This window comes from Emticicia aquatilis, from assembly GCF_014644295.1.
Classification (GTDB): Bacteria; Bacteroidota; Bacteroidia; order Cytophagales; family Spirosomataceae; genus Emticicia; species Emticicia aquatilis.
On the sequence record NZ_BMKK01000002.1, the window covers coordinates 455,712 to 479,981 of the forward strand.

The following is a 24,270-nucleotide window of genomic DNA, read 5'->3' on the forward strand; positions in this document are numbered from 1 at the left end:
ATATTTATCCGATTGATTTGTAAATAAAAAAATATTCACTTTGCTACCAATAACCATTATGCCAGAAACCGTGATAAAAGTAGCATTATACGAAGATAACCTCACGCTTCGCACAAGTCTCACACACTTGCTTCAAAGCTCCGAAGAATTCGATTTCATGGGAGCATACGAATCGCCTATCAATATTATTCAAAATTGTAAGAATGAAGGTATTCCCGACGTAATTCTGATGGATGTTGACATGCCACAAATGAATGGGATTGAAGCAACACAACTAATCAAAGAGCATTTCCCACAAGTAAATATCTTAATTCTAACGGTTTTTGAAGACCGTGACAAGCTTTTTAGTGCTTTACAGGCGGGTGCGAGTGGATATTTATTAAAAAAATCTAAAATCATTGAAATCATTGAGGCTATCCATGAAATCTATCACGGAGGCTCACCTATGACGCCCGCCATAGCCCGAAAAGTACTTGAATATTTTGCTCAACCAAAAGTCATTAAAAACGAAGAAAACAATCTTTCTGAAAGAGAACTGGACATTCTGAAATGTTTGGTAAATGGCGATAGCTACAAAATGATTGCTTCAAACTGTTACATCAGTATGGGAACTGTGCGTAGCCACATCAATAATATCTACAAAAAACTACACGTAAATTCAAAATCTGAAGCCGTAGTGAAGGCTTTGAAAGATAAATTAGTCTGATAAAACCATATATTTATTCGATTGACGAGTATTGATTGAATGCAGAAATTTGCATCGTAACCAATCAAACTCGTTATATCCATGAAAAAGATTTTTATTTTACTTACCTTCTTAAATATTACTTCAATTTGTTTCGCCCAAAACTCTGCAGAAACAGTTGTTGATGGCACAAAACCTGTATTCAGAACTAATGGTTTTGGTACGGCATCTGGATTTTTTCCAAAAGTTTCAATATTGGGTAATTCTGGAAATACAAGTTCAACAAGTGATATTGTTGGGGTATTTGGTTTTGCCCAAAATTCGACTGTAAGAAATTATGGAATGTATGGGTATGCTAATGGAGCTACTTCATCAGAAAACATTGGAGTTTATGGATTAGGTAATGTGTTTAATGCCAAGGGTGTTGGTGTGAGAGGTGATGCCGCTTCAAGCTCTGTTAATGCAGATTTTTTATTGGGAGGGGAATTCTCAAGTATAGGAAATTCAGGTATTAATGGAAATGCTATTTTATATGGAGTAACCGCAAAAGCAAATAGTACTGCATTAGTCTCAGCTGCATACGGAATACAAACTAATACCAGTGCTAATGTTAGTGTATCATCTTATGGTATATCTGCAACCACCACGGCTATGGGAACTGGCTCAGAATTTGGTGGTTTTTTTAATACAAACGGAACAAGTACAGGAAATAAATACGGTGTTACGACTTTAGTATCAGGTACATCAAATGTTCCTGTGAGATTAGGTCTTAGAGCACTTGTATCAGGTCCAGCATCAACTGAGGCTTATGGTTTACAAACAAGCGTTGATAACTCTGGCAATGGTACAACTTATGGGGGATATTTTGAAGCAAAAGGTAGCGGAACAGGAACAAAATATGGTATATATTCAACGGTTTCGGGTAGTGGAGTCAAATACGCAGCCATTTTAGATGGCTTGGTAGGTATCGGAACTACTACACCCAATAACGCTGGGTTGGTTGTTAATAAGTTAGTTGGAAATACAGCAGCCATATTTGGTGATAATACAACTGGAGTTGGAATAGATAATAATTGGCCAGGCATTAGTTTAAATGGTTATTATAATGGTGGCCGAAAACCAATCGCCAATGGCTACGTTGGTGGTATCAGTTTTGACCCAACAACTGGTAAGCTCTTACTCTACAATACTGCGACAAGTGGAACTGCCGATAACACAATAGTTGGAGTTGATAGGGTTTTCATTGATAATCAAGGAGATGTAGGTATTGGAGTCAGTGACCCACTTGCTACCTTACAAGTTGCCAGAGGCACAGGTGCTAATGGAACAGCGGCTTTTGAAGGCACAACTAACTCAACACATTTCAATTATTCTACAACTGAAGACACCTACATTCGAGGTGGTAAAGCAACTTCAAAAGTATATATAAATGACACTGGAGCAAATGTAGCCATAGGGAATGTCAATCCTACTGAGAAGCTACATGTCTTGGGAAATATCAAAGCCAGTGGTAATGTAATTTCGGCAGGTGCAACGATAAATAATCTTACGGTAAGTTCATCATCCAGCTTCTCTGGTTCAATAACATTTAATAATACTATTTCGGCTACAGATGGGTTTTTCAGTGGAAGCTTAGGTGTAGGAGGAACATTATCTCCTGATGCCCTCAACATAGGAGGCTTAGGCTCTGTAATTACAAAAATCAAAAGAACAACACTTACTGGCCAACAAATTTTTGGTGTTGTAAATAATACTTGTGATTTAAACTATTATAATGTTCCAGGTGTGTTAGTAGGTGATAATGTTATTCTAAATATTGATAGTCCATTCTCAACCTTAACCGTAGCCAATGTGAGAGCATCAGCTACTGATACTGTAGAAGTAAAATTTTGTAATATTGGAAACTCAAATACATTGCTACTTACTGGTTTGACATTCAGATTTATGTATTATAGATAATTTTAAAGCTATGAAAAATAAACCATCAAAAAAACATCAACAACTATTACAAAATCCTGATAATCAAATCATTCGACTTGAAGGAGTGCTCAACTACACAAAGTTTATCCTTTCAAATGGAAAAACTGTAATGATGTCTTACACCCTTAAAAACTACCAAGAAACACTCGACTTACCATTTGTAAGAGTTAGTAAATCTTGCATAATTAATATTGATTTTATTTCTACATTTTGTAAAGAAAACAAAAAAATTAGTTTAATCGATGGTTCAGAAATTCAGATTTCAAGAAGAAGATTTGATAGTGTTTTGAAAGGAATTAGCTATCTTAATTAATGAACAAAATTTCCAGTTTTTTTTATGAAAAAGATAGTTTCTTTAATATTATTTGTAGTCAATTTTACTTTTGGTCAGTCATTAACCATAACGCCAAATTCTACAACGAATAGTGAAGTTTTAAAAATTAATAAAATTGGTATTGGCCTCGACCATCGAACTACCAATAACATTGTTGGTGTCGGAACGTATGTAAATGGAACGTTTGGAATCTTACAAACCCATACCAATCATCCGTTGGGTTTTGCAACTGGAAATAGCACAGTTAGGCTTATGCTACAAACGAATGGGAATTTTGGCGTAGGTATGACTGACCCACAGTATATTCTGGATATTAAAGACCGTGTACGCATCAGAACTGCTACAAATACAGCAGGCATTTGGTTTAGTAAATCAACCAACGGCATTGACGAAGGTTCATTTTTTGGGAATATTAATGATGCTTCGGCAGGGATTTGGATTGGAAACGCTTGGCGTTTTGGCGTAAATGATGCTGGAACTGTTTCAATTGCGAGCTTGGCTGGAACAGGAACTCGGCCAGTTGGAGCAGACGCCTCTGGAAATTTGGTGGCTATATCTGGCACAGTAAACCCAGCATTCTCAGTTTCAAGCAGTGCCCAAAATTTAGTACTGGGCAATGGCTCTGAAAGTCAAATTTATTTAAATTTTGAGAATTTTGATATCACAAATAGTTTTGATAATTCAAATTATTATCAATTTACTGCCCCTTCAAATGGTGTTTATCATTTCACGCTTAATGTAGCTTGGCAAGGTAATGTCACTGGTAAAAGAGAAATTATCTTGAGAAACCAAAACACTACGTATTTAGCAAGTTTTTTTTCATATCCTCCAAATAACCAGATGTTTCTTCAGAACTACTCGGTTGATTTAAATCTTACAGCTGGCACAAGTGTCCGAGTCTATGTTTCGCAGGACTCAGGCACTAATCTTAACATTTATTCAGCATATAAAACAATTGTTTACGAACCTATATTTAGTGGTTTTAAAATAAACTAAAAAATGATTACTTTATTCTTGACCGTTTAGTAAATCATTTAATTTTGAGTAGATGGTTTATAAAAAATCGTTGAACTTTGGACATGAAAACTGACAATGCCCATGAAAATACACCTTTACATAATATCTATTTTTTTAACAACTGGAGTGTTTGCCCAAAATCTTGAAACGATTTCTAAGCAAAAACCTTTTGCAATAAGTGGCTCGTTGGATATTCGTGGAATCGGCTACTCAGCATCAGGTATTCAGGCTCGTCGAAGTCCGTTCATGTATGTTGTTTCGGGAAGCCCTACCCTATCAATTTATGGAGTTTCAATTCCACTTTCGTTTACTTACAGCGAGCAAGAACGTAGTTTCAGACAGCCATTTAACCAATTTGGTATGAGTCCGACCTACAAATGGGCAACTGCTCACGTAGGTTTCCGAAACATTTCATTTTCGCCATATACACTTGCGGGATATACTATGTTTGGTGCAGGAGTTGAGTTAAATCCAAAGAAATTTAGGTTTGGTTTCATGGCTGGAAGGCTAAATCGAGCCACGACCGTTGATACTACGACTGGCACAATTCAACCCATTACCTTTTCAAGGTTTGGCTATGCTGCCAAAATAGGGTATGGTACAGAAGAATCACATTTTGATTTAAGTTATTTGAAAGCCAAAGATAGCGAACAAAAGTTTCAGGGAGATATAAACACAAGTGCTGTACGACCAGCTGAAAATGCTGTAATTGGTGCTGATTTAAAACTCACTTTTGCTAAGAAATTTTTCGTTTTTGCTGATGGTGGTTTGAGCATTTATACCCGTGATTATCAATCAAAATTAGAACTCGATTTTGATACTTATAAGATTCTAAATACAATAAATAAGGTTATTAAACTCAATGGAACTTCAGAATACTATTTGGCATATTCTGGTGGAGTTGGATTTAAAGAGAAAAATTATTCGTTGAAAGTTGCCTATAAAAAAGTTGACCCAAATTTTCAGTCAATGGGGGCATATTTCTTTCAAAGTGATTTACAGAACATCACAATTTCGCCAACTTACAATGCTCTCAAAGGCAAACTTAGGTTTTTAGGAAGTCTTGGTATTCAACAAGATAACACAAAAAAACAAAAACAAGCCACAACTAAACGTGTAATTGCAATGGGGAATATTTCTTGGGATATCAACTCAAAGTTTGGAATTGATGCCAATTACACCAATTTTTCATCAAATTCAGAGCCTACGGTTGCTAAAATCCAAAACAAATATTTATTGGCACAAACCACCAAGAATCTTTCCATCAGTCCACGATTGATTATGGCCAACACCAAAACTACCAATGTAGTTTTAGCTTCATATAATCTCAGCAATTTGGTTGATATAAATAATGATACCAAAACCATCAATAACATTAATTCGAGTGTAGCATTGGTCAATTATAACCTAACACTCAACAAAATGGGTCTCACACTCATGCCGGGTGTCAATTACACACTCAATAAACTTTCAATTGGCGACATCAGTAATATTGGTTTCACCGCAGGAGCCTCAAAAGGTTTTATAAAAAATCAATTACTACTAAGTACGGCTAACTCTTACATTATCAGCACATTGCCACAAGGAAATAGTACAATACTAAACTTAGGAGTCAATGCGAGTTATCAACCCACAGGCAAACATCGGTTTAGTTTAAGAGTCAATTCATTGAATAATTCGCCAAGTGATGATGCCATTGGGGGGCAACAAAAATTCTCTGAGCAAACAGGTGAAATTGGTTACACATTTACTTTTTGAAAACTGAAGAAATTTCTACAAGCATGAAAAATATATTAATACTCTTTAGCTTACTTTTTTGCACTTTTTGGGCAAATGCTCAATTTCCAGTAAACGTTACGGTGCAGTTGATTCCACCTTATTCGACTCGTTTGAGTGATTATGCCAATAATCCTGGCAAAGCAATCATTATGCTTCGTAATACTCAGCCAAGAGCAATAACTGTTTATTTACGAGCAAATATTACTGGCGATAACGGTATCCAGATTTTTACAAACCCTAATTTTAGAGCCTCACGTAGCATTACGTTGCAGCCTAATATTCCATACACGCTCAATATAAGCGACTTACAAGATGTTTTCGATATTAATCAACTTTCGACAAGAAACATTACTATTGATGACATTGAACGAAAAAATGGCCTTCCAGAAGGTATTTATCAAGTGTGCGTGCGTGCTTATGATTTTACTCGACAAACTACCCCACTTTCAGCCGAATCTCCTTTGGGGTGTACAAGTGTTCGTCTTACCCAACTCGAACCTCCAATTCTCATTAAACCTTTTGAGGATGAAGAAGTACGTCCAATTCAACCACAAAATATTATATTCACATGGTCTCCGTCAGCGGGAGCAGCACCTGGCACACAATATCGTTTAAAAATCATTGAACTTTTTGACCCTAAACGTAATCCTAATGATGCTTTTTTAGCCTCAACTCAGCCAGCATTTTTTGAAAAAACAGTTAGTGGAAACGTCTATGTATTCGGCCCTGCCGACCCTCAATTAGTTGTTGGAAGAAAATACGCATGGGCTGTTACGGCACTCGACCAAATATCAGCAGGAGGAAGAACTACCAAAGAAGGAACTGCCTTTAGAAATGGTGGACGAAGCGAAATTCGCTCATTTATTTACAAAGATTCCAATGCAAAAGAAGCCGAAAAAGAATCAAAAGAACCTGTAACCAAAAAGCCCAAAGAACCCAAAAAGGTTATTAATGGTGACATAAAATATGACCCCAAAATTGACATTAAAGCATTATACACCCAAGTGGCTGGGAAACTCTTGTATGCTTACCCAGAAGACTACAAACTCGAAAAATATGGTAAAGAATCACAGATTTTAAGTGCGAGTAATTTTACTTCAAAAAGCCAAAAACGACCAAACGGTGGTATTTTTGAGCAACTGTATTCAACAAGTTCGTATCTAAATATTATTCCCAAAGCTAAACCTTTGAAGAAAGTAAAAGTAAATTTAGTAATGGTTTATGCCTATAAAGGTACTGATAATTTGAGTGGAACTATGCCCTTGTATGACGCAGGAGGTGGATGGAAAATTTTGACAAGCCTGAAAGATATTGATTTATTGAATTATACAGTCAATGGAAAAAACATTGACAATGAGCCAATAACAAAGGTTTTAGCAACTGGCTATACTAATGAAAACGGAGAGTTTAATTTAGGTTTCGCCCTAAAGGATACCGCTAATTTGGTAAACTTTAAAGTAAATGAGCCAGATAAAGAGTATTATATGCCAAGCTACAACAGCCCAACTGGCAAAGACACAACCGTAGTAGAAAAAGGTAATACAATAACCAATAAAGTGCTAAAGCGTACTTGTATTTTGGTAGTCGAAAGCCCATACTATTGCAGTCCGTTTATGATGATTGATGCTCGTCCCAATGATAATATTTCATTGCCCGACCAAGTGGCTTTGGTTAAAAGTTTCAATATGAGTATCAATGCTAAAAACGATGACGAAGCAGGACAAATGGGTGGTGTATATGGCACTCTTGAAAATGTAAACGTTGAGGTATTTAGAATGAAACCTGTTGATGAAACAGTACCTTTAGAAGAAGGACAAAATCTTCCTCCTTCGTCAATTCAAGCCTTAAAAATGGGAGATTTTGCCAATGTTTACCCAATTTCAAAAGTTGACAGAGTAATTGCAATGGGTAAAACCAATGCTGATGGTAAATTATTCGTTCCGAGAGTTGCTCGAATTGGTAGTAAGAAACAAGACATTTTTGTTGCTCACTCTTATTCTGATAAAAACACTGGAGTTTATAATAAAGCAGATGGTATAAAAACCATCAATGCTTATGGCTCCAACTCCTCTTATTCAAATGGATTCGATGGTGATTTCGACAATAATTTGGAATTTAATGCTAAATATATCTACTCAACTGAAGATTTTGAGCTTTTCATGAAGTCAAAATTGCCATTTATCCGAGGAAAAGTTGTTGAGCAAACTAAAGGTTTGAAGAATGTTTTAGTTATTCTGAAACAGAAAAAGGTAGGACAAAATTCTTCATCTGGCAGTTTCTTAACTAATTGGTTGGATGATATTTCAGAACAATTAAATAATGAAATTGGGTCAGTTAAAATGATTTATACTGACAAAGATGGCTATTTTGAATTTAATGACTTACAGCCTGGTGATTATAAATTAGAGTTTAGCAAAGATGGTTATAAGACAAACTTGCATCCTGCAAATAATACTTTTATTAAGTTATTAATGGGACAAGGCTATCAAACAAATGAAATAAACTTAACTCCTTCGGGTAGAGTTTCAGCTTGCGTAACTGACGAAGATGGAAACAGAGTAATTGCAGACTTACAAGTAAATGATGGGGCGATGTACAAAACTGATGAAGCTTGGATTTTTAAAGGTTGTGCATCATTCCCAGCGGCGGCTGGAAAAGGCAGAAAACTTAAAATATTCCCTCGTTCTGATGAGTATTTCACAGAAGAATATACAATTGACATCAATGAAGATGGCGTAACCAACATTCCAGCCAACACCTTAATTGTACGCCGCAGAAAGCATCGAATAAATATTATAGTAAAAGGTACTCAAGGTAATGACTCGATGCCATTAGAAGGTGCTACCGTTCAAATAAAAGATATTACTGCCAAAACTGACTCAAAAGGCAAAGCTTATATAGCTTTTGAAAGTCCAGGCAAGAGCTTTTTGGTAAGAGTAAAACCGGCTAAAGGTGATAATTTTTCACATTGGGAAGGTGAAGTGAGTATTCCAGTTTATAAACTTCCTTTTGACTATACTGTCAACCTGACCCCTGCTCGTGAAGTCGTGGCGAGTGTTACTGAAAACAAAGATGGTAAGGTACAACCATCAAAAGGTGCTAAGGTTTACATCAAAACATTGAAAAGTGGTTGGGGAAATAATAGTGCCAACTATGCAGAGTGCTTTACTGATGCCAACGGGAATTGTACACTGAAAGGTATTCCTGTGACCGAAAACAATGTAGAAGTCTTTGTTTCAAAAAATCAACAATACCAAAGTTCTCAACAGAGTAAAGTATCGGGAGGAGTTCAACCTATACAACCGCTTGGCCAAGGAGGCAAAGTAAATCCGACTGATGTAAAAGACTTATCAAATGTTGGAAACAATAATTCACCAAATATTGAAGCTGGCGGCACATTTATCGGTGAGAAAAAAGAAGCCTATTGGTTCAATGGTCAGGTTCAAACAAAAGTTGCACTTAATCTATCCTTCCAAAAAGATTTAAGCATTGCAAACATTTGGGGCTTTCCTGTGCATATCGAAGAAGTAAAATCCCTTTCAGACGGCTCTTTTAGTATTTCAGGGTCATTACATAGTTTACCTGATAACGGCAGTTTTGCCTCACTCGATGACCAAAACCGTTTAGATTTCAAAGAATTAAAAGTTGTCAAAGCTTCTTCGGGAATCAATACTCATCAACCCGAAGCCAGCAAATTTGCTATTCAACAAATTTCTTTTCCTGTTCGTATCGGAAAGGAATTGCAAGGAAAAGCGAATGCTTACACTGTTTCCGCACAGAATACAGGTAATAATTTCACTAAAATTTATATTCAAAAAGGTGCAGATGGCAATGCTGAAATCAGGTCAGCTGTGCAACTCGAGCTATCATCTTTTGAAGGTGCGTATCAGCTTTCGGGGAAAATTGAATTAGGAGAAAATGGTAATCCAAGCAATATTTTGGTTTTCAAAGCTGGTGAAACTAAAAAGCGTAAACTCAACATAGGAAGTTCGCTCACAAGTAACACTATGAAAAATCTGAACTTTAAAGTTCACAATTTCAATGCCGAAGCCGATGCTCAAAAATCTTATATCTATGGCGATTCGGTAAGGTTTAGCTCAATATTACATACCAATATTCAAAATATGACTCCAAGCGATATTGCTCTTGAAGCGGGCTATATTACTGTTTTACCCAATAAGATTGTACCATTTACTGGTGGAAATAACATCAGTTTCTCACTTGAAAAATGGAAAGTAGTCGGTCAAAAAACTAACCTACCAAACATTTGGCAATACGACAATAATAATGGAGGAATCATTATTCCAAAAGCAGTGGTCAATACTGGTATTGTAAGTGTAGGATTAAAAGACCTTATTATTAAACCTGACAAACTTATTGCAGATAAACTCGAACTAACCAATGCTGATGCAAGTGCGTTTAGTTTGGGAGGAATCGTCCCTCTTGAAATATTACCAGGCTCTTCAACCTTGTTTTCTTACGACCCAAATTGCTATCATGATAATAAACCACACTGGAAACTCTCAATTTTAAGTAAATCTGGGAATGACGTGGCGGCAAGAGTTTCAAAATTAGATGGTTTAGAAGATGGTCAAAAAATTGAATTTGGTTCGATGAATATCTTCTCTGACAACCAACAGCAACTCAGTGGAACAAGTTTAAAGGAGCTCACGCTCTACAAAGTACTAAAATTATCGCTTACTTCGATTGATGTTGGTAATAACTTCTTTACAATGGTCGGCCAAGCAAAAATGGACATTCCGAATATGAGTAATGGAGGTGGAAGCATGGTAGGACAAGTGATATATTCAAAAAATGCTTCTGGAAAAGTTGAAGGAAAAATAAAGCCAATCTCATTTGATATCGAAGGAAAAGGTCAGGTTAGTTTCCATGCAAACAATGATGAGAAAGAACAACAAATCAGCAGTGGCGTTTTTTCGGCAAAAGGCAAAATGAAAGTCTATGATGTAACCAGCGGAAAGTCATTCGTCTTGGACACAAAACTTAATCATTTAAAAGTAAGCAATGGTTATAACACTTACATAGAAGTACTTGATAATCAAAAGGTTCCGCTTGATACCAAATATCTTTCAATCAAAGGCGGTGTCGAAAATAGTAGTATGAAAGTTATAAAAAACGAATGGGATAATCTACGTCTTAAAACTATTTTACCAAATGGAAATGGTGGTTTTGATATGGTACAAGATGATGAGAAATATCGCACCATGACGCTTGTTGTAAAAGGTGCAATCGAAACCGACCCATCAAGCGGAATTGTTGGAGTAAAGGGCATGGATACCGGAGTTGGAAGTATGTCGCTCTATTACAATTTCGACCGCCAAGAAGTACGTGGACAGTTTTTATTTACGCCACCTGCCCCAATTCCTTGTGGGTTGGTTAATATCAACTCTACCAACGTTTCGATGGCAATTGGAGCAAACGGAATGTACATGATGTGTAATGGTGTTGGTGATGTCGCATTGGCAGGGTTGCCACTACCTCTTACAGCAAATATGACTTTTGTGGCGGGCTATTATACAAAACCGCTTTATCAAGAAGACGTTGATATTATTTTGAATTTGGCTGTTCAGAAATCATTGCCTGATAAAATGACAAACGGAATTAAAGGAATGTTTTCATCGGCAACATTAAGCAGCAACCCGCTCGACGAAGGTTTCAAATATGACATACTCGATGTGGCAACAGTTGCAGCTTGGGCAAAAGCTGGTGTTGCCTTTGAGTATCGCAACTTCTTGAATTTCAATTCACTGACTAACTTCGACATTTTTGCCGGGCAATATGGTTACGGCGGTATAGACTTAGGAGGTGAAGCCAGTATCTTAGGAGTCGGTGTTAAAGGTGGCGTTTCATTCAATATCCAAACTGCCCTTTCAGCAAGTGCTTCACCTAAACTTGGTTTAAGTTCTTCGGCCATAAAAGAATCACTTCAAAGCTTAAAATTAGAAGGCTGTGGAAGTGTTGGAGCAAGCTTTTATTTGGGTGTTTGTATTGATACAGTTGTATTTGGAGAAGAATGTCTCGGCGGAAGTGTCAGCCAAGATGTTTCGGTTCATTTTAGCATAGATGCCAAAGAACTCAAACCTAAAATGACATTTTCATTAGGCAACTGCGGTAATGGTATGCCAGTAAATAAACTATGATATTTTATTTTAGAAAACTATGAAAAGTATTCAATATATAATGATTTGTTTGCTCTTTTCAGCAAACGTATTTGCTCAAAAAACTCAAAATCCATTTAGAATTACTAATACTCCAAATGGGATTTTTATTGAGTTTGGACAAAAAACTCTCATTGGCAAAAACTTTGAATTACTCAGAAAAGCGAGTAATGAAACTACCTATAAATCAATCGCAAAAATTAATGCTCCAACATCAATTGAAGAAGTAAAACGCAAGATTTTTCAAGCATCCGAAGTTTTCGTAGAAGGCTCACGACCAACCGATAAAGATTTGGACAAGTTTTGGGCGAGCTATCAGGCTCAAAAACCCAATATTTTAAGCCTTGTGAGTGTTGTTCCTCAATTTGAGTATATTTTTGGTTTGGCATATCTCGATAAAGATGTTCGCCCAAATACAAAATATCAATATCAATTAACCGATGGTCGAAACATTCTTTTTACTTCGGCAAATGCGGTTGTTTATCTCAAACAAAAATATTTCCCTCGCTTGCAAGAGCTTGGTCAAACAACTACTGATAAAGCAATAAATTTTGAATTTGCTTACCCAAAACAGCTTTTTATGCTGACAAAATTTGAAGTAAAACGAAAACTTTTCACTTCAAAAAGCAATGAATATCAAACAATAAAACCTGCAATTTCTTTACCAAGTGATAAGAAAAAGGAAAGCATTATTCTAAGCGATACTACGCTAACAACTTATGCTCAATTTGATTATCAAGTACATTTAAGCGATATTTTTGGTAATAAAGACACAACCACTTACAATTTTGAAGGAAATAATATTCCAACTCAACTTATACCCGAAATAACAAATATAAAAATCGAACCCGCCAAAGACCGCAGAGCTTTTGTACTTACTTGGAATTTAACTCAAAAAGATTTTGTACAAAACATTGCCCTTTTTAGAAGTAGAGATTTTGATAAAAACTTTGAGTCGATTGCTCGATTCAATAAAACAGATGAAATCTACACCGATGGAATTGAAGTAGCCAACGAACTCTATTTCTACTATTTTGAAGTAACTGATATTTTTGGCAATAAACGTAAAACTATCAAATACCAAAAGGTATATGAAGGCTCGTATATACCTACCCCACCAAGTAATTTGACTTCAAAACTTACACCACAAGGTATTGAGCTTAGTTGGCAGGCAACTGACCCCAATTCTCGTGGATTTTATGTCTTCCGAAAAGAAGGTATAAAAAGCGATTTCATGCAAATATCTCCCATCATTCTAAGTAAAAATGGAACTGGAAAATATACCGATACAACAAAACTCGATACTGAATCCACATACTTTTATTCAATCAGAGCAGAAAGCGATACTTATGAAAAAAGTACTTTTTCTGATACGGTTTCATACCGCCCTCAAGGAAATCAAGTGAGAAATCAATTAAAAGCACCCGTTGATTTGAATCTAACATTCAGAGATGGCAAAGCAATGATTACTTGGGAAAATCTAAATATCGAAAACCCACAAGTACTTGGTTATCAAGTACTAAGAAAATCAGAGTCAGAAAAAGACTTTAAAATAATTACGCCAAAGGGGCTTTCATTTGTCCATAATTATTACGTTGACTCTTCTTTTTTCTCCGAAAATAAATATCAATACGTAATTGTCAGTTTAGATGCTCAAAATCATAGTAGTAACCAAAGTAGAGTATTATCTTTAGACCTAACAGGGAAATTTTTGATGACTCCAGACGAAATTGGATTCGAGAGAAAAGATAAAAGTATTTTACTAAAATGGACTGAAATTGATGAAAGTCGCATTAAGAATATCAAAATTTATCGTTCAGAAGACGAAGGTGTGTCGAAGTTGATTGCTACTCTTGACAAAAATCAAAGAAAATTTACCGACAATAATGTGGTCAAGGGTAAAATTTATATCTATCAAATCGCTACGGTTGATTTATCAGGCAAAGAAGGAAACAGAAGTGAGCCAATTTTGATAAACAACTAATAAACAGTTATTACCATGAAAAATAATATTAAAATTTTCGTTTGTTTAGTACTTTTAGCCATTGGCTGTAAAAAACCAGAAGTAGAAGTAACACCTCCAACGCTTGATGTTGTAACAATTTCGGAGGTTTCAACGGCTACAGCACGCCTTTCGACCAATATAACAGATTCGGGCAATCAAAATATTTCTGATTATGGTTTTGTCTATTCTGAAACCAATGCTTCGCCTACTTTAAGCGACACAAAAACATCTCACGGAGCAATTGACCCTGTAACGCCAACTCCGATAGCATTTACTGACGTCATTCAAAACCTGAAACCCAACACGACCTACAATGTTAGGGCATATACGTCTATTTCATCAGGGCCAGTTTTTAGTAATGCGATTACTTTTAAAACTTCGGACATTATTCAACCAAAGATAAGAACTGATGCTGCTACCAGCATCACTATCAATTCTGCCAAAATGCAGGGTACACTTGAAGCTAAGGGTACTTTTGATATTACTGAATATGGAATTGTTTGGTCGTCAACAAACGCAAGTCCAACAACTTCAGACTCGAAAGTTGCTAAAACAGGCAATGTGACATCCTTCCCAAGTTCATTTACATTTGAAATAACCAATTTAGCAGTTAATACAAATTATAATTACAGAGCTTATGTCATTTCAAATGGTGTAACAACGTACGCAAATTCATTAAATTTCAGAACTTTGGCAATCACTCAACCAACGATTACTACTGATATAGCGTCTAATATTTCAATAAATTCTGCAAAATTACAAGGTACGGTAACTGGCAAAGGTACATTTGATATTACTGAATATGGAATTTGTTGGTCGTCAACCAACACAAATCCAACCACGGCAGATGCAAAAGCAGCCAAAACTGGAAACATAACAACTTTCCCAAGTGCTTATACAGTTGATGCGACAAATTTGGCAGTAAATACCACCTATAATTACAGAGCGTATGTCATTTCTAATGGCGTAACTACCTACGGAAATACACTTACTTTCAAGACTTTAAATGTAACTTTACCAAGTGTAAAAACCGATGCAGTTTTACTTGTTTTCATTAATTCAGCTAAACTACAAGGCATTGTAGAAACAAAAGGCTCTTATGATATTAATGAATATGGAATTTGCTGGTCCTCGAGAAATTCAGTACCAACAACTGCTGACTCAAAAGCAAGTAAAACAAATAATCTTGTGGTATTTCCAACGATATTCAGCGAAGATGCCAACAATCTTACGGCAAATACAACTTATTATTTCCGTGCATTTGTGGTTTCAAATGGTGTAACTACCTACGGAAGTGTGCTGACTTTCAAGACAAACCCAGTTGTTTTACCAACACTTTCGACTGATGGACAAACAGTTGTGAATGATTTGGTTAGAAACCTGAATGGAACCTTATTGACAAAAGGTAGCTACGATATTACTGAATATGGAATGTGTTGGTCATTTGCCAATTCAACCCCTACCACTGCCGACTCAAAAGGCTCGAAAACAGGTAATCCAGCTTCATTTCCTGCTCGATTTACGATTGAAGCAAATGGTTTACAAGGAAGTAGAACCTACTATTACAGGTCTTATGTAATTTCAAATGGGGTGACAACTTACGGCTCTGTTTTGAATTTTAATACAGGGAAAAATTAAGGTCTAAGCCCACCCGTATGAATCAAAACAACCTTTGAATTAGGTTTAATGATTTCTAAAAAGTGCTTATAAAAAGCAAAAAACATTTTACCCGAATAGATTGGTTCGATTTCAAAATCATGCACAGCATTAAATTTTGAAACAAAATCAATCAATTCGGGTGTTTTTTTTGCGTACCCGCCATGATTTTCATTCCATAGAATTTCATAATTAACGATGGCTGGGTTTAAAACCCTGCCATCGTTTGACATTGTATTACTTTTTAATAAAGTATCAATTTCATTCAATAAATATTGTCCGTTTTTTAAGACGCAGACTCCAATAACCTTAGTTTGGCTATTGGTATTGGCAATAATTCCAGAAATCGTTCCTGCCGTTCCAACTGGACAAAGAATATAATCGGGAGCCTGCCCAAATTGTTGTAGAATTTCATCAACCATTTCCCCTACTCCGCTGAGTGATAAAGGTGTAGTGCCGCCTTCAGGAATAATTCTGGCATTTCTGTATGATTGAATAATCGAATTAGAATCTGGTTGCTCCCTCAAATTTCGATACTCAGTTCTTGTCACAAAATGCAATTTCATACCGCATTTTGAAGCGAATCTGAGTGTTTCCGAAGAATTTTCGTTCAATTCATCTCCTCTGATAATTCCTACTGTTTCAAAGCCAAAATACTTTCCTGCGGCCGCTGTTGCATAAATATGATTGGAATAGGCTCCTCCGAAAGTTACTATTTGGCGAATCCCCTGCTTTTGAGCGTCCAATAAATTATATTTTAGTTTTCGCCATTTATTTCCCGAAATCTCTGGGTGAATCAAATCATCTCTTTTCACAAAAACTTCCATTCCATGAGCTAAAAATTTATCATCATTTAGTTTTTGCAAAGGCGACGGCAAGGTCAAAATTTGATTAATTTGCTCAGCGAAAGTGATGTTTGCAGAAATATCGGTCATTTTATCTTAAATTTGCGGTAAATTTAAGGATAATGATTGAAGAACAAGATAATATTGAAAACGAAGAGGAAGACGAGTTATTTGAACATCAGCGAATTGTGGTTGATAAAGGACAAGTAATGATGCGACTTGACAAATATTTACCACATTTCACAAAGAATGTTTCTCGAAATAAAATTCAGAATTCGATTGATGCTGAGGCAATTAAGGTAAATGGCATAACCGTAAAAGCAAGTTATAAAGTAAAGCCCCTCGATGTAATTACATTTTCGTTACCACGCCCTCCACGTGACCATGAATTACTCGAAGAAGATATTCCGCTCAATATTGTTTATGAAGATGAAGACCTCATGGTGGTGAACAAACCTGCGGGTATGGTCGTGCATCCTGCGGTTGGCAATTGGTCTGGAACGCTCGTAAATGGATTGGTTTATTACTTGAAAAACCTACCAACTCACCGCAACGGAGAAATTCGGCCAGGATTAGTGCATAGAATTGATAAAGATACTTCTGGCCTTTTGGTGATTGCCAAAAACGATTTTTCAATGACTTTTCTTGCCAAACAATTTTCTGACCATTCAATCGAACGCACTTATTATGCACTCGTTTGGGGAGTTCCGAAAGAGGTAACTGGTACTATTCATAACCACATCGGCAGAAGTCTTAAAAACCGAAAACTGAGCGAGGTGTATCTAGATGCGTCTCACGGTAAGGAATCAATTACACATTACAAAATCCTGAAAGATTTACGTTACGTTTCGTTGATTCAGTGTAATTTAGAGACAGGTCGTACGCACCAAATCAGAGTTCACATGAAGTTTTTAGGGCATACACTTTTCAGTGACTCTGAATATGGCGGCGATAAGATTTTGAGAGGTCAACAGTTTTCGAACTATAAAAAATTCGTCGAAAATTGCTTTGAAGTAATGCCTCGGCAAGCCCTTCACGCCAAAACTCTTGGTTTTGTACATCCAAGAACCAAAGAATGGATGCAATTTGATACCGAATTACCCGATGATTTCAAGGCAGTTCTCGAAAAATGGGAAGGATATGTCAACAACGAACGTTCCTAAATTATAATCGAAAATAAAAGACATTTAAAATTAAGTAACTAAATACCTAATCAATTAAATTTTACCTTCTCCTCACAAAGTATTGAGGCTAAAACTATGAAAATCAAGATAAGAAAAATAAAAAAAGCCGATGTTGAGCGAGTACATGAACTGGTGTACGAGTTGGCGGTCTATGAAAAAGAGCCTCAACAAGTGACAAATACAGTAGAAATGATGCTCAAGGATGGATTTGGCAAAAATAAGATTTTTGGTTGTTTTGTGGCTGAAGTGGATGGCACAATTCAAGGCATTTCAATCTATTACTACCGCTATTCTACGTGGAAAGGTAAGCGTTTATACCTCGAAGATATTGTGGTTACGGAAGCGATGCGTGGTCATGGACTCGGCAAACTCCTTTTCGATAAAGTAATCGAAGAGGCAAAAAATACTGAATGCACAGGTATGATGTGGCAAGTGCTTGATTGGAACGAACCAGCCATCAATTTTTATCGTAAAAATTTCCCAACTCGCTTTGATGAAGGCTGGATAAACTGTCATTTAGATTTTTAGTAGAACAAATCTTAGATTTATTCTGCCTACTAATTACGTTGGCGTTCCATTCTACGACGTTCTTTCTGGAGTTTTTGTTGTTTTTTGCGGTCTTTCATGGCTTTTTCACCTATATAATGAATTTTCCCCTTCCAAAATTTACGAGGGTTAAAGGTTCGTCCACCGTGTTTATGTTCCATTTCTACCTTGCAGGATTTAACTGGACAAGGGCGATAAACATAGCAACTTTGGAGTGCCGATAAAAATATCAATATCAGTACAAAGTATTTCATTTGATTTTATAACGCTGAAAAATGTCGTTTCATATTCAGCCTATCCATTTTCCGCAAAAATAACATTTTGCAACTTAATTCCTTCAAAAATCTTATTTCATTCTGATGTCAGAACTCATTCAAATAAAAAAGCAAAATTCAGCGGTTCTAACAAAATTGCAAAAACAATTCAATTCGAGTATTCAGAAAATTAATTCGCTAAAACAAGAAATTGAGTTTGTCAAGTCTGAGATTGAACAAATACAGGTAAAAATTCAGGTTGATATTCTGCCCTTAGAAAGAAAATTGATTGATATTCAAGTAAAAGAAATTATTTATTTGGATGCTCTCTATCAGCAGGGAATTTTCAAAAAAAGAGACAATGAAACACTCTCGGAAATGATTCTTGAAAGAACTGGTGAATTTATCACTCGAATAGAATCGGATGAATTGAACGAAATATTTACGCGTCACAATAATGGTGTAAGCTTTGATGAAGCCAACGAAGAAGCTAACAAAATGGCCTCTGAAACTTTGAAGGAGTCTTTTTCGTCAATGTTTGGAATGCAGATAGATGATGATGTGGACCTAAGCGACCCTGAAAAATTTCAAGAGTACTTCGAACAGCAAATGGCAGCAGAAGAAGCCGAGTATGAGGCACGAAAAGCAAATCGCAAGAAAACTGCTAAACAAATTGAAAAAGAAGAGAAACAGCGACTGGAAGAAAAGAATTTGAATAAAACGTGCCGACAGATTTACATGGAATTGGTGAAAGCTTTTCACCCAGACCGTGAAAAAGATGAACTCGAAAAAGAACGCAAAACGCTATTGATGCACCGAATAACCGAAGCCTACGAAAAAGATGATTTATTTGACTTACTTCGCCTTAGGCTCGAACTTTTGGGTACTGATTTCGAGCATAGCAACGATGAAAGTTTAAAATACTATGTAAAGTTATTAAAACAACAAGTTGCAGAATTAGAAGAAGAACTTTCGGAAGTAACATCATTTGGTCAGAGTTCATTTTTTGGGCCATCTCTTTATGAACGCTTTGGCTCAGATGGCTATCAAACTTTGGAAACAAAATTTAAGAAAGAAATCGCTCAATTAAAGAAAATTATCAAAAACGAAGAAAAACAAGCTCCATTTTATAAAGATAGCGACCAAGTAAAATATCTAATTGACCAATTTCGACAAGAACAAAAAGCCAGAAAACGCCGAGGTTTTAATATGAATGATATTTTTGGAATGATGTAAAAAATAAAACGCCCAGCTTTTCAAGTTGGGCGTTTTACTTGCTTACTTAACTTTATCTCTTCTTTGTTTCAGTTCTCTCCAAGTCGTAAGAATGATTCCATTGTCTTGGATATACTTTTTTAATGCTGGGTCAATCATGGCCAGCATATCGCCACGGCGAGTATTTCCAGAATCAGAAATATGTTCAAAAACTTCAGTTGGCGAAGTACAGTGCATAATCACCATAGTTACACCTGCTTGCAAATCCTTGAAAGATTCAATATATTTTCGAGTTTTGTATTGTTGCAAAGCCTTTTCGTCAGGATTTTTCACTTTATTCATCGTCCAGCCGTAGCTGATATTATGCAAATCATCTAAAACTGGTAAACCCGCATCCCAAAGCATCTTACCAATTTTTTGAGCTTGTTCTAAAGTCAATCCAGCTGCTCCATCACGCATAATCATAGTATCGTGGCCACCTGGAAACATCACAGGAATTTTGTTTTCAATACCAACCTTGAAATAGCGTTCTAAATAATCTTGACGAGCAAAGAGCGTTCCCATGTGCGAGTCCATGTGTGTTGGTTCGAAGCCCATCGCTCTTGCTCGCTCCAGCTGACTTCTGATTTCTTTTTCTATTTCATCAGCCGATGCGTGTTTGGCGGTTTCTTCAACACTTCGCCACATAGCTCCTTCTGAATCAACCAAATTCGGTACGGTTGGCTTGCCAGCTAACGGCCCCCAACGATAATCTTTCCATTCGGAAGTAAGCGTAAGGTGTAAACCCGCATCAATTTGAGGGTGATTTTTAAGGTAATGAACAAAACCTGGCACCCACGAGCAAGGCATCATAACACTCATAGAAGTAGCAACTCCTTCTTCAACTGCTCTGATTGCACCAACATTTGAATCATACGACATCCCGACATCATCAACGTGCATGATGACGACTTTGGCTCCTTTCGGAAAACCTAATTTCTCGGCATATGTTTGGTTTTGTGCTTTCAATGTCAAGGCTAAGCACATTATTGAGAGAAATATGAAATATTTTTTCATAGTCTTAGAGTTGAGTATAAGGCAATGGCACTAAGAAAACTCGGATAATGTGCGAAACAGAATTGGCATATTCGGCGGCACTCGAAATACGTTTCCAATCTGGGTTTGCACTGAATACCTTCCAGTTGGCATCACGTTCTTCCATGTTTTTAAAAGCCAACATATACGTAAGGCATGGCATGTGTTCGCCAGCAATTACTTCTCCGAAAAACACCGAATTGAGTTTGGTATCTCTAAAAATCTTCAATTCTTCATCATTAAACATTTTACGTTTTCTGCGAGCCGCATCTTCTGAATAACTTTCATAGATTCTCAATTCAAATAGTTTTTGGTCGGCAGTTGGCTTTACGAGTTGAGGAATTCCATCAAAAGCATTCATCAACGAAGACGTATATCTTGCATAAGGTGCTTTTTCTGGTGGTAAAGCGTTATATTCTTGAGTTGCTTTCAAAAAATCTTCATCGGTTTTAATTTTTGCATTGACCGAGGCAAATTCTTCGATTGAAGCATAAGGAATCAGAATATAAATTTTACCGGGGTCAGAAAGTCCCATTTCACCAAATGCTCCAATGTTCTTAACGCCATACTTGTTTAAAGCTGGAAAAAGGGCATTTTTGAAGTAATTTTCAATGTTTGAGCGGGGCGAACCAAATTTTAGTTCGTAGGTTCTTAACTCATAAAACTCTTTCTTCGATTGGGCAAATGCACCAATGGCCACAAAACACAAGACTACAATTAGGTTGATTTTTTTCATTTTTAATTTATTTTGAATAGATAGTTGTTAAATAATTAGACGAAAGATTTTAGACAAAAGACAAGAGATAAAAGACTTATGATAAACTAATTATATTTTGTTTGTTGAATGTAATTTTCCTATATTTCACACTTTTATATATTTATTTCTGAGGAAATGCTTCTAAAACTTTCTTCACGACACCGTCCATTGCTTCGGTAGAAATCCATCTTACAACCATCACCAAATCGTGGTCGGGGTCAACGTAAATCATATTAGTACCATTGCCAAGATGATAAAATGATTTTGCTGAAGCACTTGGTAAGAGTTTTTGGTCAGTATTCAAAAACCAGTTCATGTAGCCGTATGTTGGCTGGGCAGGCGTTGGTGTCAGGGCTTGATTTACCCAATTTTCTGATAAAATTTGCTGGCCATTCCATTTACCTTTATTTAAAGAAAGCAAACCAAAACGCCCCATGTCAAAGGCATTTATAAACATTCCGCCGCCCCAATGTCCTCCTCCACTAACCGACTGAACAGCCTGCCCATCTAACACAACCCATGAATTTCGGTAACCAGTCCAACGCCATGTATTTGATGCCCCTATTTTATCCATCAAATTTTCTTTCAATACTTGAGGCAAAGGTTTACGCCAAACGTTCAAAGCCGCTAACGAAAGGACATTTACTCTCACATCATTGTATTCATAAACACTTCCTTGCTTGTTTCTTGGTCTATTTAACCATTTTGTTGCATCTTTATCAGGTCGGTCAGCCCAATCAGGTTTGCCCCAAAGCGTTCCTTCCCAATCACTTGTTTGGCGGAGCAATGAATTCCATGTAATTGTTTTGTTGTGTGGTGTATCAAAAAGATGAAGCATTTCGGGCTTGCCAAATTCATCAGCTGAGCGATTAACTGGATTTCCATAAATTTCAATTGGTGGTACGTAAGAAGCAACGGTATCCGAAACACTTCTAATTAAACCTCGGTCAACTGCCAAACCGACAACACTCGATAGAAAGCTTTTTGTCACGCTATGCGTAATATCGCAGCGGCTTGGTTCGCCCCACTGAGCCACTATGTAACCTTTATGAATAATTAAACCCGTTGGTTCGCCTCTTTCGGCAAAAGGACCAATTGCAAAACCGAATGGCTCTTTACCAAATGACTGATAATGAGACACTTCCATATTTCTCGGATTCTTGATTTCATTATCTTGGGCAAATTTGATGGTTTCTTTGATTTTTTCAGGATTAAGTCCTAATTCAGTAGGATTTTTTGAAATCCATTGATTTGCGGCTGGAAAATATGCCTCAGTTTTGGTTTTTTGTGCAAAACAGATGGTGAAGAAAGTCGAAAGTAGCGGTAAAATACTGGTTAAGAGAACTTTAGTCATAATGATAGGTTATTTTGCCGATAAAGATTATTTGTAAATTAAACCATTAAAAACAATTTTTGGCTTAATTTGCGATGAATAAATTTAATGATGAGACTTATGGAGTTAGTTGGACAATATCTGATGGCCGGATTTTTTGTATTTGCAGGAATTTCGCACTTTACAAAGAAAAACTTTTTTATGAAAGCCATGCCACCGTACATTCCGAATCACGAAGAAATGGTGATTATCAGCGGAATTGCGGAAATCATTCTCGGGATTGGACTACTTTTCAGCCAAACAAAACCTTTGGCAGCTTGGGGAATTATTTTATTGTTGATTGCGGTTTTTCCAGCCAATATTTATATGGCTACTTCGGGCAAATTCAAAAAAATACCACAGTGGTTACTGTGGCTAAGACTTCCGTTACAATTAGTATTGATTGCTTGGGCGTATTATTTAATTGATAATTGAGAATAGACAATGTAAAAACTACCATTATCCATTCTGCATTTTTAATTCTCCATTATTAGTTTAACATCTTCTTCTGAAATTATTGGCGTGGCTCCTTTTTGAGTTGCCACAAAGGCCCCAACGGCACAAGCATATTTTAAGGCTTCGGCTGGTGTTTCGCCATTTAACCACTTTGTAATAAATGAAGCTAAAAACGAATCACCGCTTCCGATGGTATCGTTTACAGTTACTTTAAACCCTCCATGAGCTGAGATTTTATTATTTTCATCAACAAAAAAAGCTCCATTACCTCCTCTCGTAACAATGATTCCTTTAAGATTATATCGCTCTTTAATGTAAATAGCGTTATTTTCCTCGTCAGAGTGCTGCCCATACCAAGCACAAATCATTTCCAGTTCTTCGTCGTTGACTTTTACAATATCTGCTATTTCAAAAAGTTCATTGACAAGCCCTTCGGAGTAGAAAGGTTTTCTTAAATTAATATCCAAAACCCGCAATTTTGCAGACGATTGTAAAGTAAGAAGTGTATTTTTTGAAACCTCATTACGCAAAGCCAAACTACCAAAAACCAACGCATCAGCTTCTTCAACCGCCGATTTAACATCTTCGGTAAAACAAATAAAATCCCACGCAACAGGTTCTATGATTGTGTAAGAAGGGCTTCCTTGCTCATTTAAAGTCACCTCAACGATTCCTGTTTGATATTCATTTTTCTGAACGTTTTTCACCGATAAACCCCTGCTTTCTAAAAAAAAAGTAATTCCTTCGCCCAATTCATCATCTCCAACGGCACTTATCATGGTGGCTTTCAAACCCAATTGATTGGCATGGACTGCTACATTCATGGGTGCTCCACCTGCAATTTTACCTGTTGGTAGTAAATCCCACAATACTTCTCCAAAACAAACTATATTTTTCTTCGACATTTTCTAAAATAATGACTTGTTGTATTA

Annotated in this window: 18 protein-coding genes; 12 read left to right on the forward strand and 6 right to left on the reverse strand. The window is 36.5% G+C overall.

Annotation, left to right across the window (positions count from 1 at the left end):
* Positions 1-40: 40 nt before the first annotated feature.
* The 8 genes from IEX65_RS06165 to IEX65_RS06200 all read left to right on the forward strand — a co-directional run bounded on the left by IEX65_RS06165 (position 41) and on the right by IEX65_RS06200 (position 15,617).
* Complete coding sequence (locus tag IEX65_RS06165; RefSeq protein ID WP_229250543.1) at positions 41-706, forward strand: response regulator transcription factor; 666 nt, start codon at positions 41-43, stop codon at positions 704-706.
* Positions 707-787: 81 nt separating this feature from the next.
* The gene (locus IEX65_RS06170) at positions 788-2,644 is read left to right on the forward strand and encodes a beta strand repeat-containing protein (RefSeq protein WP_188765143.1); all 1,857 of its coding nucleotides are present in this window, start codon (positions 788-790) and stop codon (positions 2,642-2,644) included.
* A gap of 10 nt (positions 2,645-2,654) precedes the next feature.
* A complete protein-coding gene (locus IEX65_RS06175) occupies positions 2,655-2,978 on the forward strand; it encodes a LytR/AlgR family response regulator transcription factor (protein WP_188765144.1) in 324 nt (107 codons plus the stop codon).
* 24 nt (positions 2,979-3,002) lie between these two features.
* The gene (locus IEX65_RS06180; protein ID WP_188765145.1) at positions 3,003-3,995 is read left to right on the forward strand and encodes a hypothetical protein; all 993 of its coding nucleotides are present in this window, start codon (positions 3,003-3,005) and stop codon (positions 3,993-3,995) included.
* A 102-nt stretch (positions 3,996-4,097) separates the two neighbouring features.
* Positions 4,098-5,774: a hypothetical protein gene (locus IEX65_RS06185; protein WP_188765146.1), complete on the forward strand. Its 1,677-nt coding sequence runs from the start codon at positions 4,098-4,100 to the stop codon at positions 5,772-5,774.
* Positions 5,775-5,797: 23 nt separating this feature from the next.
* Positions 5,798-11,956 carry a hypothetical protein gene (locus tag IEX65_RS06190; RefSeq protein ID WP_188765147.1) on the forward strand — a complete coding sequence of 2,053 codons (6,159 nt, stop codon included), beginning with the start codon at positions 5,798-5,800 and terminating at the stop codon, positions 11,954-11,956.
* A gap of 19 nt (positions 11,957-11,975) precedes the next feature.
* The gene (locus IEX65_RS06195) at positions 11,976-13,958 is read left to right on the forward strand and encodes a fibronectin type III domain-containing protein (RefSeq protein ID WP_188765148.1); all 1,983 of its coding nucleotides are present in this window, start codon (positions 11,976-11,978) and stop codon (positions 13,956-13,958) included.
* A 15-nt stretch (positions 13,959-13,973) separates the two neighbouring features.
* The gene (locus IEX65_RS06200) at positions 13,974-15,617 is read left to right on the forward strand and encodes a hypothetical protein (protein WP_188765149.1); all 1,644 of its coding nucleotides are present in this window, start codon (positions 13,974-13,976) and stop codon (positions 15,615-15,617) included.
* On the opposite strand, the gene IEX65_RS06205 is transcribed toward IEX65_RS06200, so the two are convergent.
* The gene (locus IEX65_RS06205) at positions 15,614-16,570 is read right to left on the reverse strand and encodes a 1-aminocyclopropane-1-carboxylate deaminase/D-cysteine desulfhydrase (protein WP_188765150.1); all 957 of its coding nucleotides are present in this window, start codon (positions 16,568-16,570) and stop codon (positions 15,614-15,616) included. The two genes, IEX65_RS06200 and IEX65_RS06205, sit on opposite strands and share 4 nt — an antisense overlap.
* A 32-nt stretch (positions 16,571-16,602) precedes the next feature.
* Between IEX65_RS06205 and IEX65_RS06210 the strand changes: the two genes are divergently transcribed.
* Together IEX65_RS06210 and IEX65_RS06215 are read left to right on the forward strand one after the other, a co-directional pair.
* Positions 16,603-17,643, forward strand: coding sequence for an RluA family pseudouridine synthase (locus IEX65_RS06210; RefSeq protein WP_188765151.1), 1,041 nt, complete (start codon positions 16,603-16,605; stop codon positions 17,641-17,643).
* 96 nt (positions 17,644-17,739) lie between these two features.
* Positions 17,740-18,192, forward strand: a complete 453-nt coding sequence (locus IEX65_RS06215; protein WP_188765152.1) for a GNAT family N-acetyltransferase — start codon at positions 17,740-17,742, stop codon at positions 18,190-18,192.
* A gap of 29 nt (positions 18,193-18,221) precedes the next feature.
* On the opposite strand, the gene IEX65_RS06220 is transcribed toward IEX65_RS06215, so the two are convergent.
* Positions 18,222-18,464: a hypothetical protein gene (locus IEX65_RS06220; RefSeq protein WP_188765153.1), complete on the reverse strand. Its 243-nt coding sequence runs from the start codon at positions 18,462-18,464 to the stop codon at positions 18,222-18,224.
* 105 nt (positions 18,465-18,569) lie between these two features.
* Between IEX65_RS06220 and IEX65_RS06225 the strand changes: the two genes are divergently transcribed.
* Positions 18,570-19,700 (forward strand): hypothetical protein, encoded by a 1,131-nt coding sequence (locus tag IEX65_RS06225; protein WP_188765154.1) that lies wholly within the window; start codon positions 18,570-18,572, stop codon positions 19,698-19,700.
* Between the two features lie 42 nt (positions 19,701-19,742).
* On the opposite strand, the gene IEX65_RS06230 is transcribed toward IEX65_RS06225, so the two are convergent.
* From IEX65_RS06230 to IEX65_RS06240, 3 genes are all read right to left on the reverse strand, one after another.
* The gene (locus IEX65_RS06230) at positions 19,743-20,735 is read right to left on the reverse strand and encodes a polysaccharide deacetylase family protein (protein ID WP_188765155.1); all 993 of its coding nucleotides are present in this window, start codon (positions 20,733-20,735) and stop codon (positions 19,743-19,745) included.
* Positions 20,736-20,739: 4 nt separating this feature from the next.
* Positions 20,740-21,489 (reverse strand): NIPSNAP family protein, encoded by a 750-nt coding sequence (locus tag IEX65_RS06235; protein WP_188765156.1) that lies wholly within the window; start codon positions 21,487-21,489, stop codon positions 20,740-20,742.
* Between the two features lie 142 nt (positions 21,490-21,631).
* Positions 21,632-22,864, reverse strand: a complete 1,233-nt coding sequence (locus tag IEX65_RS06240) for a serine hydrolase domain-containing protein (RefSeq protein ID WP_188765157.1) — start codon at positions 22,862-22,864, stop codon at positions 21,632-21,634.
* Between the two features lie 99 nt (positions 22,865-22,963).
* Here IEX65_RS06240 and IEX65_RS06245 point away from each other — a divergent pair, with 99 nt between their 5' ends.
* Positions 22,964-23,317, forward strand: coding sequence for a DoxX family protein (locus tag IEX65_RS06245; protein WP_188765158.1), 354 nt, complete (start codon positions 22,964-22,966; stop codon positions 23,315-23,317).
* A gap of 41 nt (positions 23,318-23,358) precedes the next feature.
* Here the strand turns inward: IEX65_RS06245 and IEX65_RS06250 are convergent, their stop codons facing one another.
* Positions 23,359-24,243: a carbohydrate kinase family protein gene (locus IEX65_RS06250; protein ID WP_188765159.1), complete on the reverse strand. Its 885-nt coding sequence runs from the start codon at positions 24,241-24,243 to the stop codon at positions 23,359-23,361.
* Positions 24,244-24,270 lie beyond the last annotated feature (27 nt).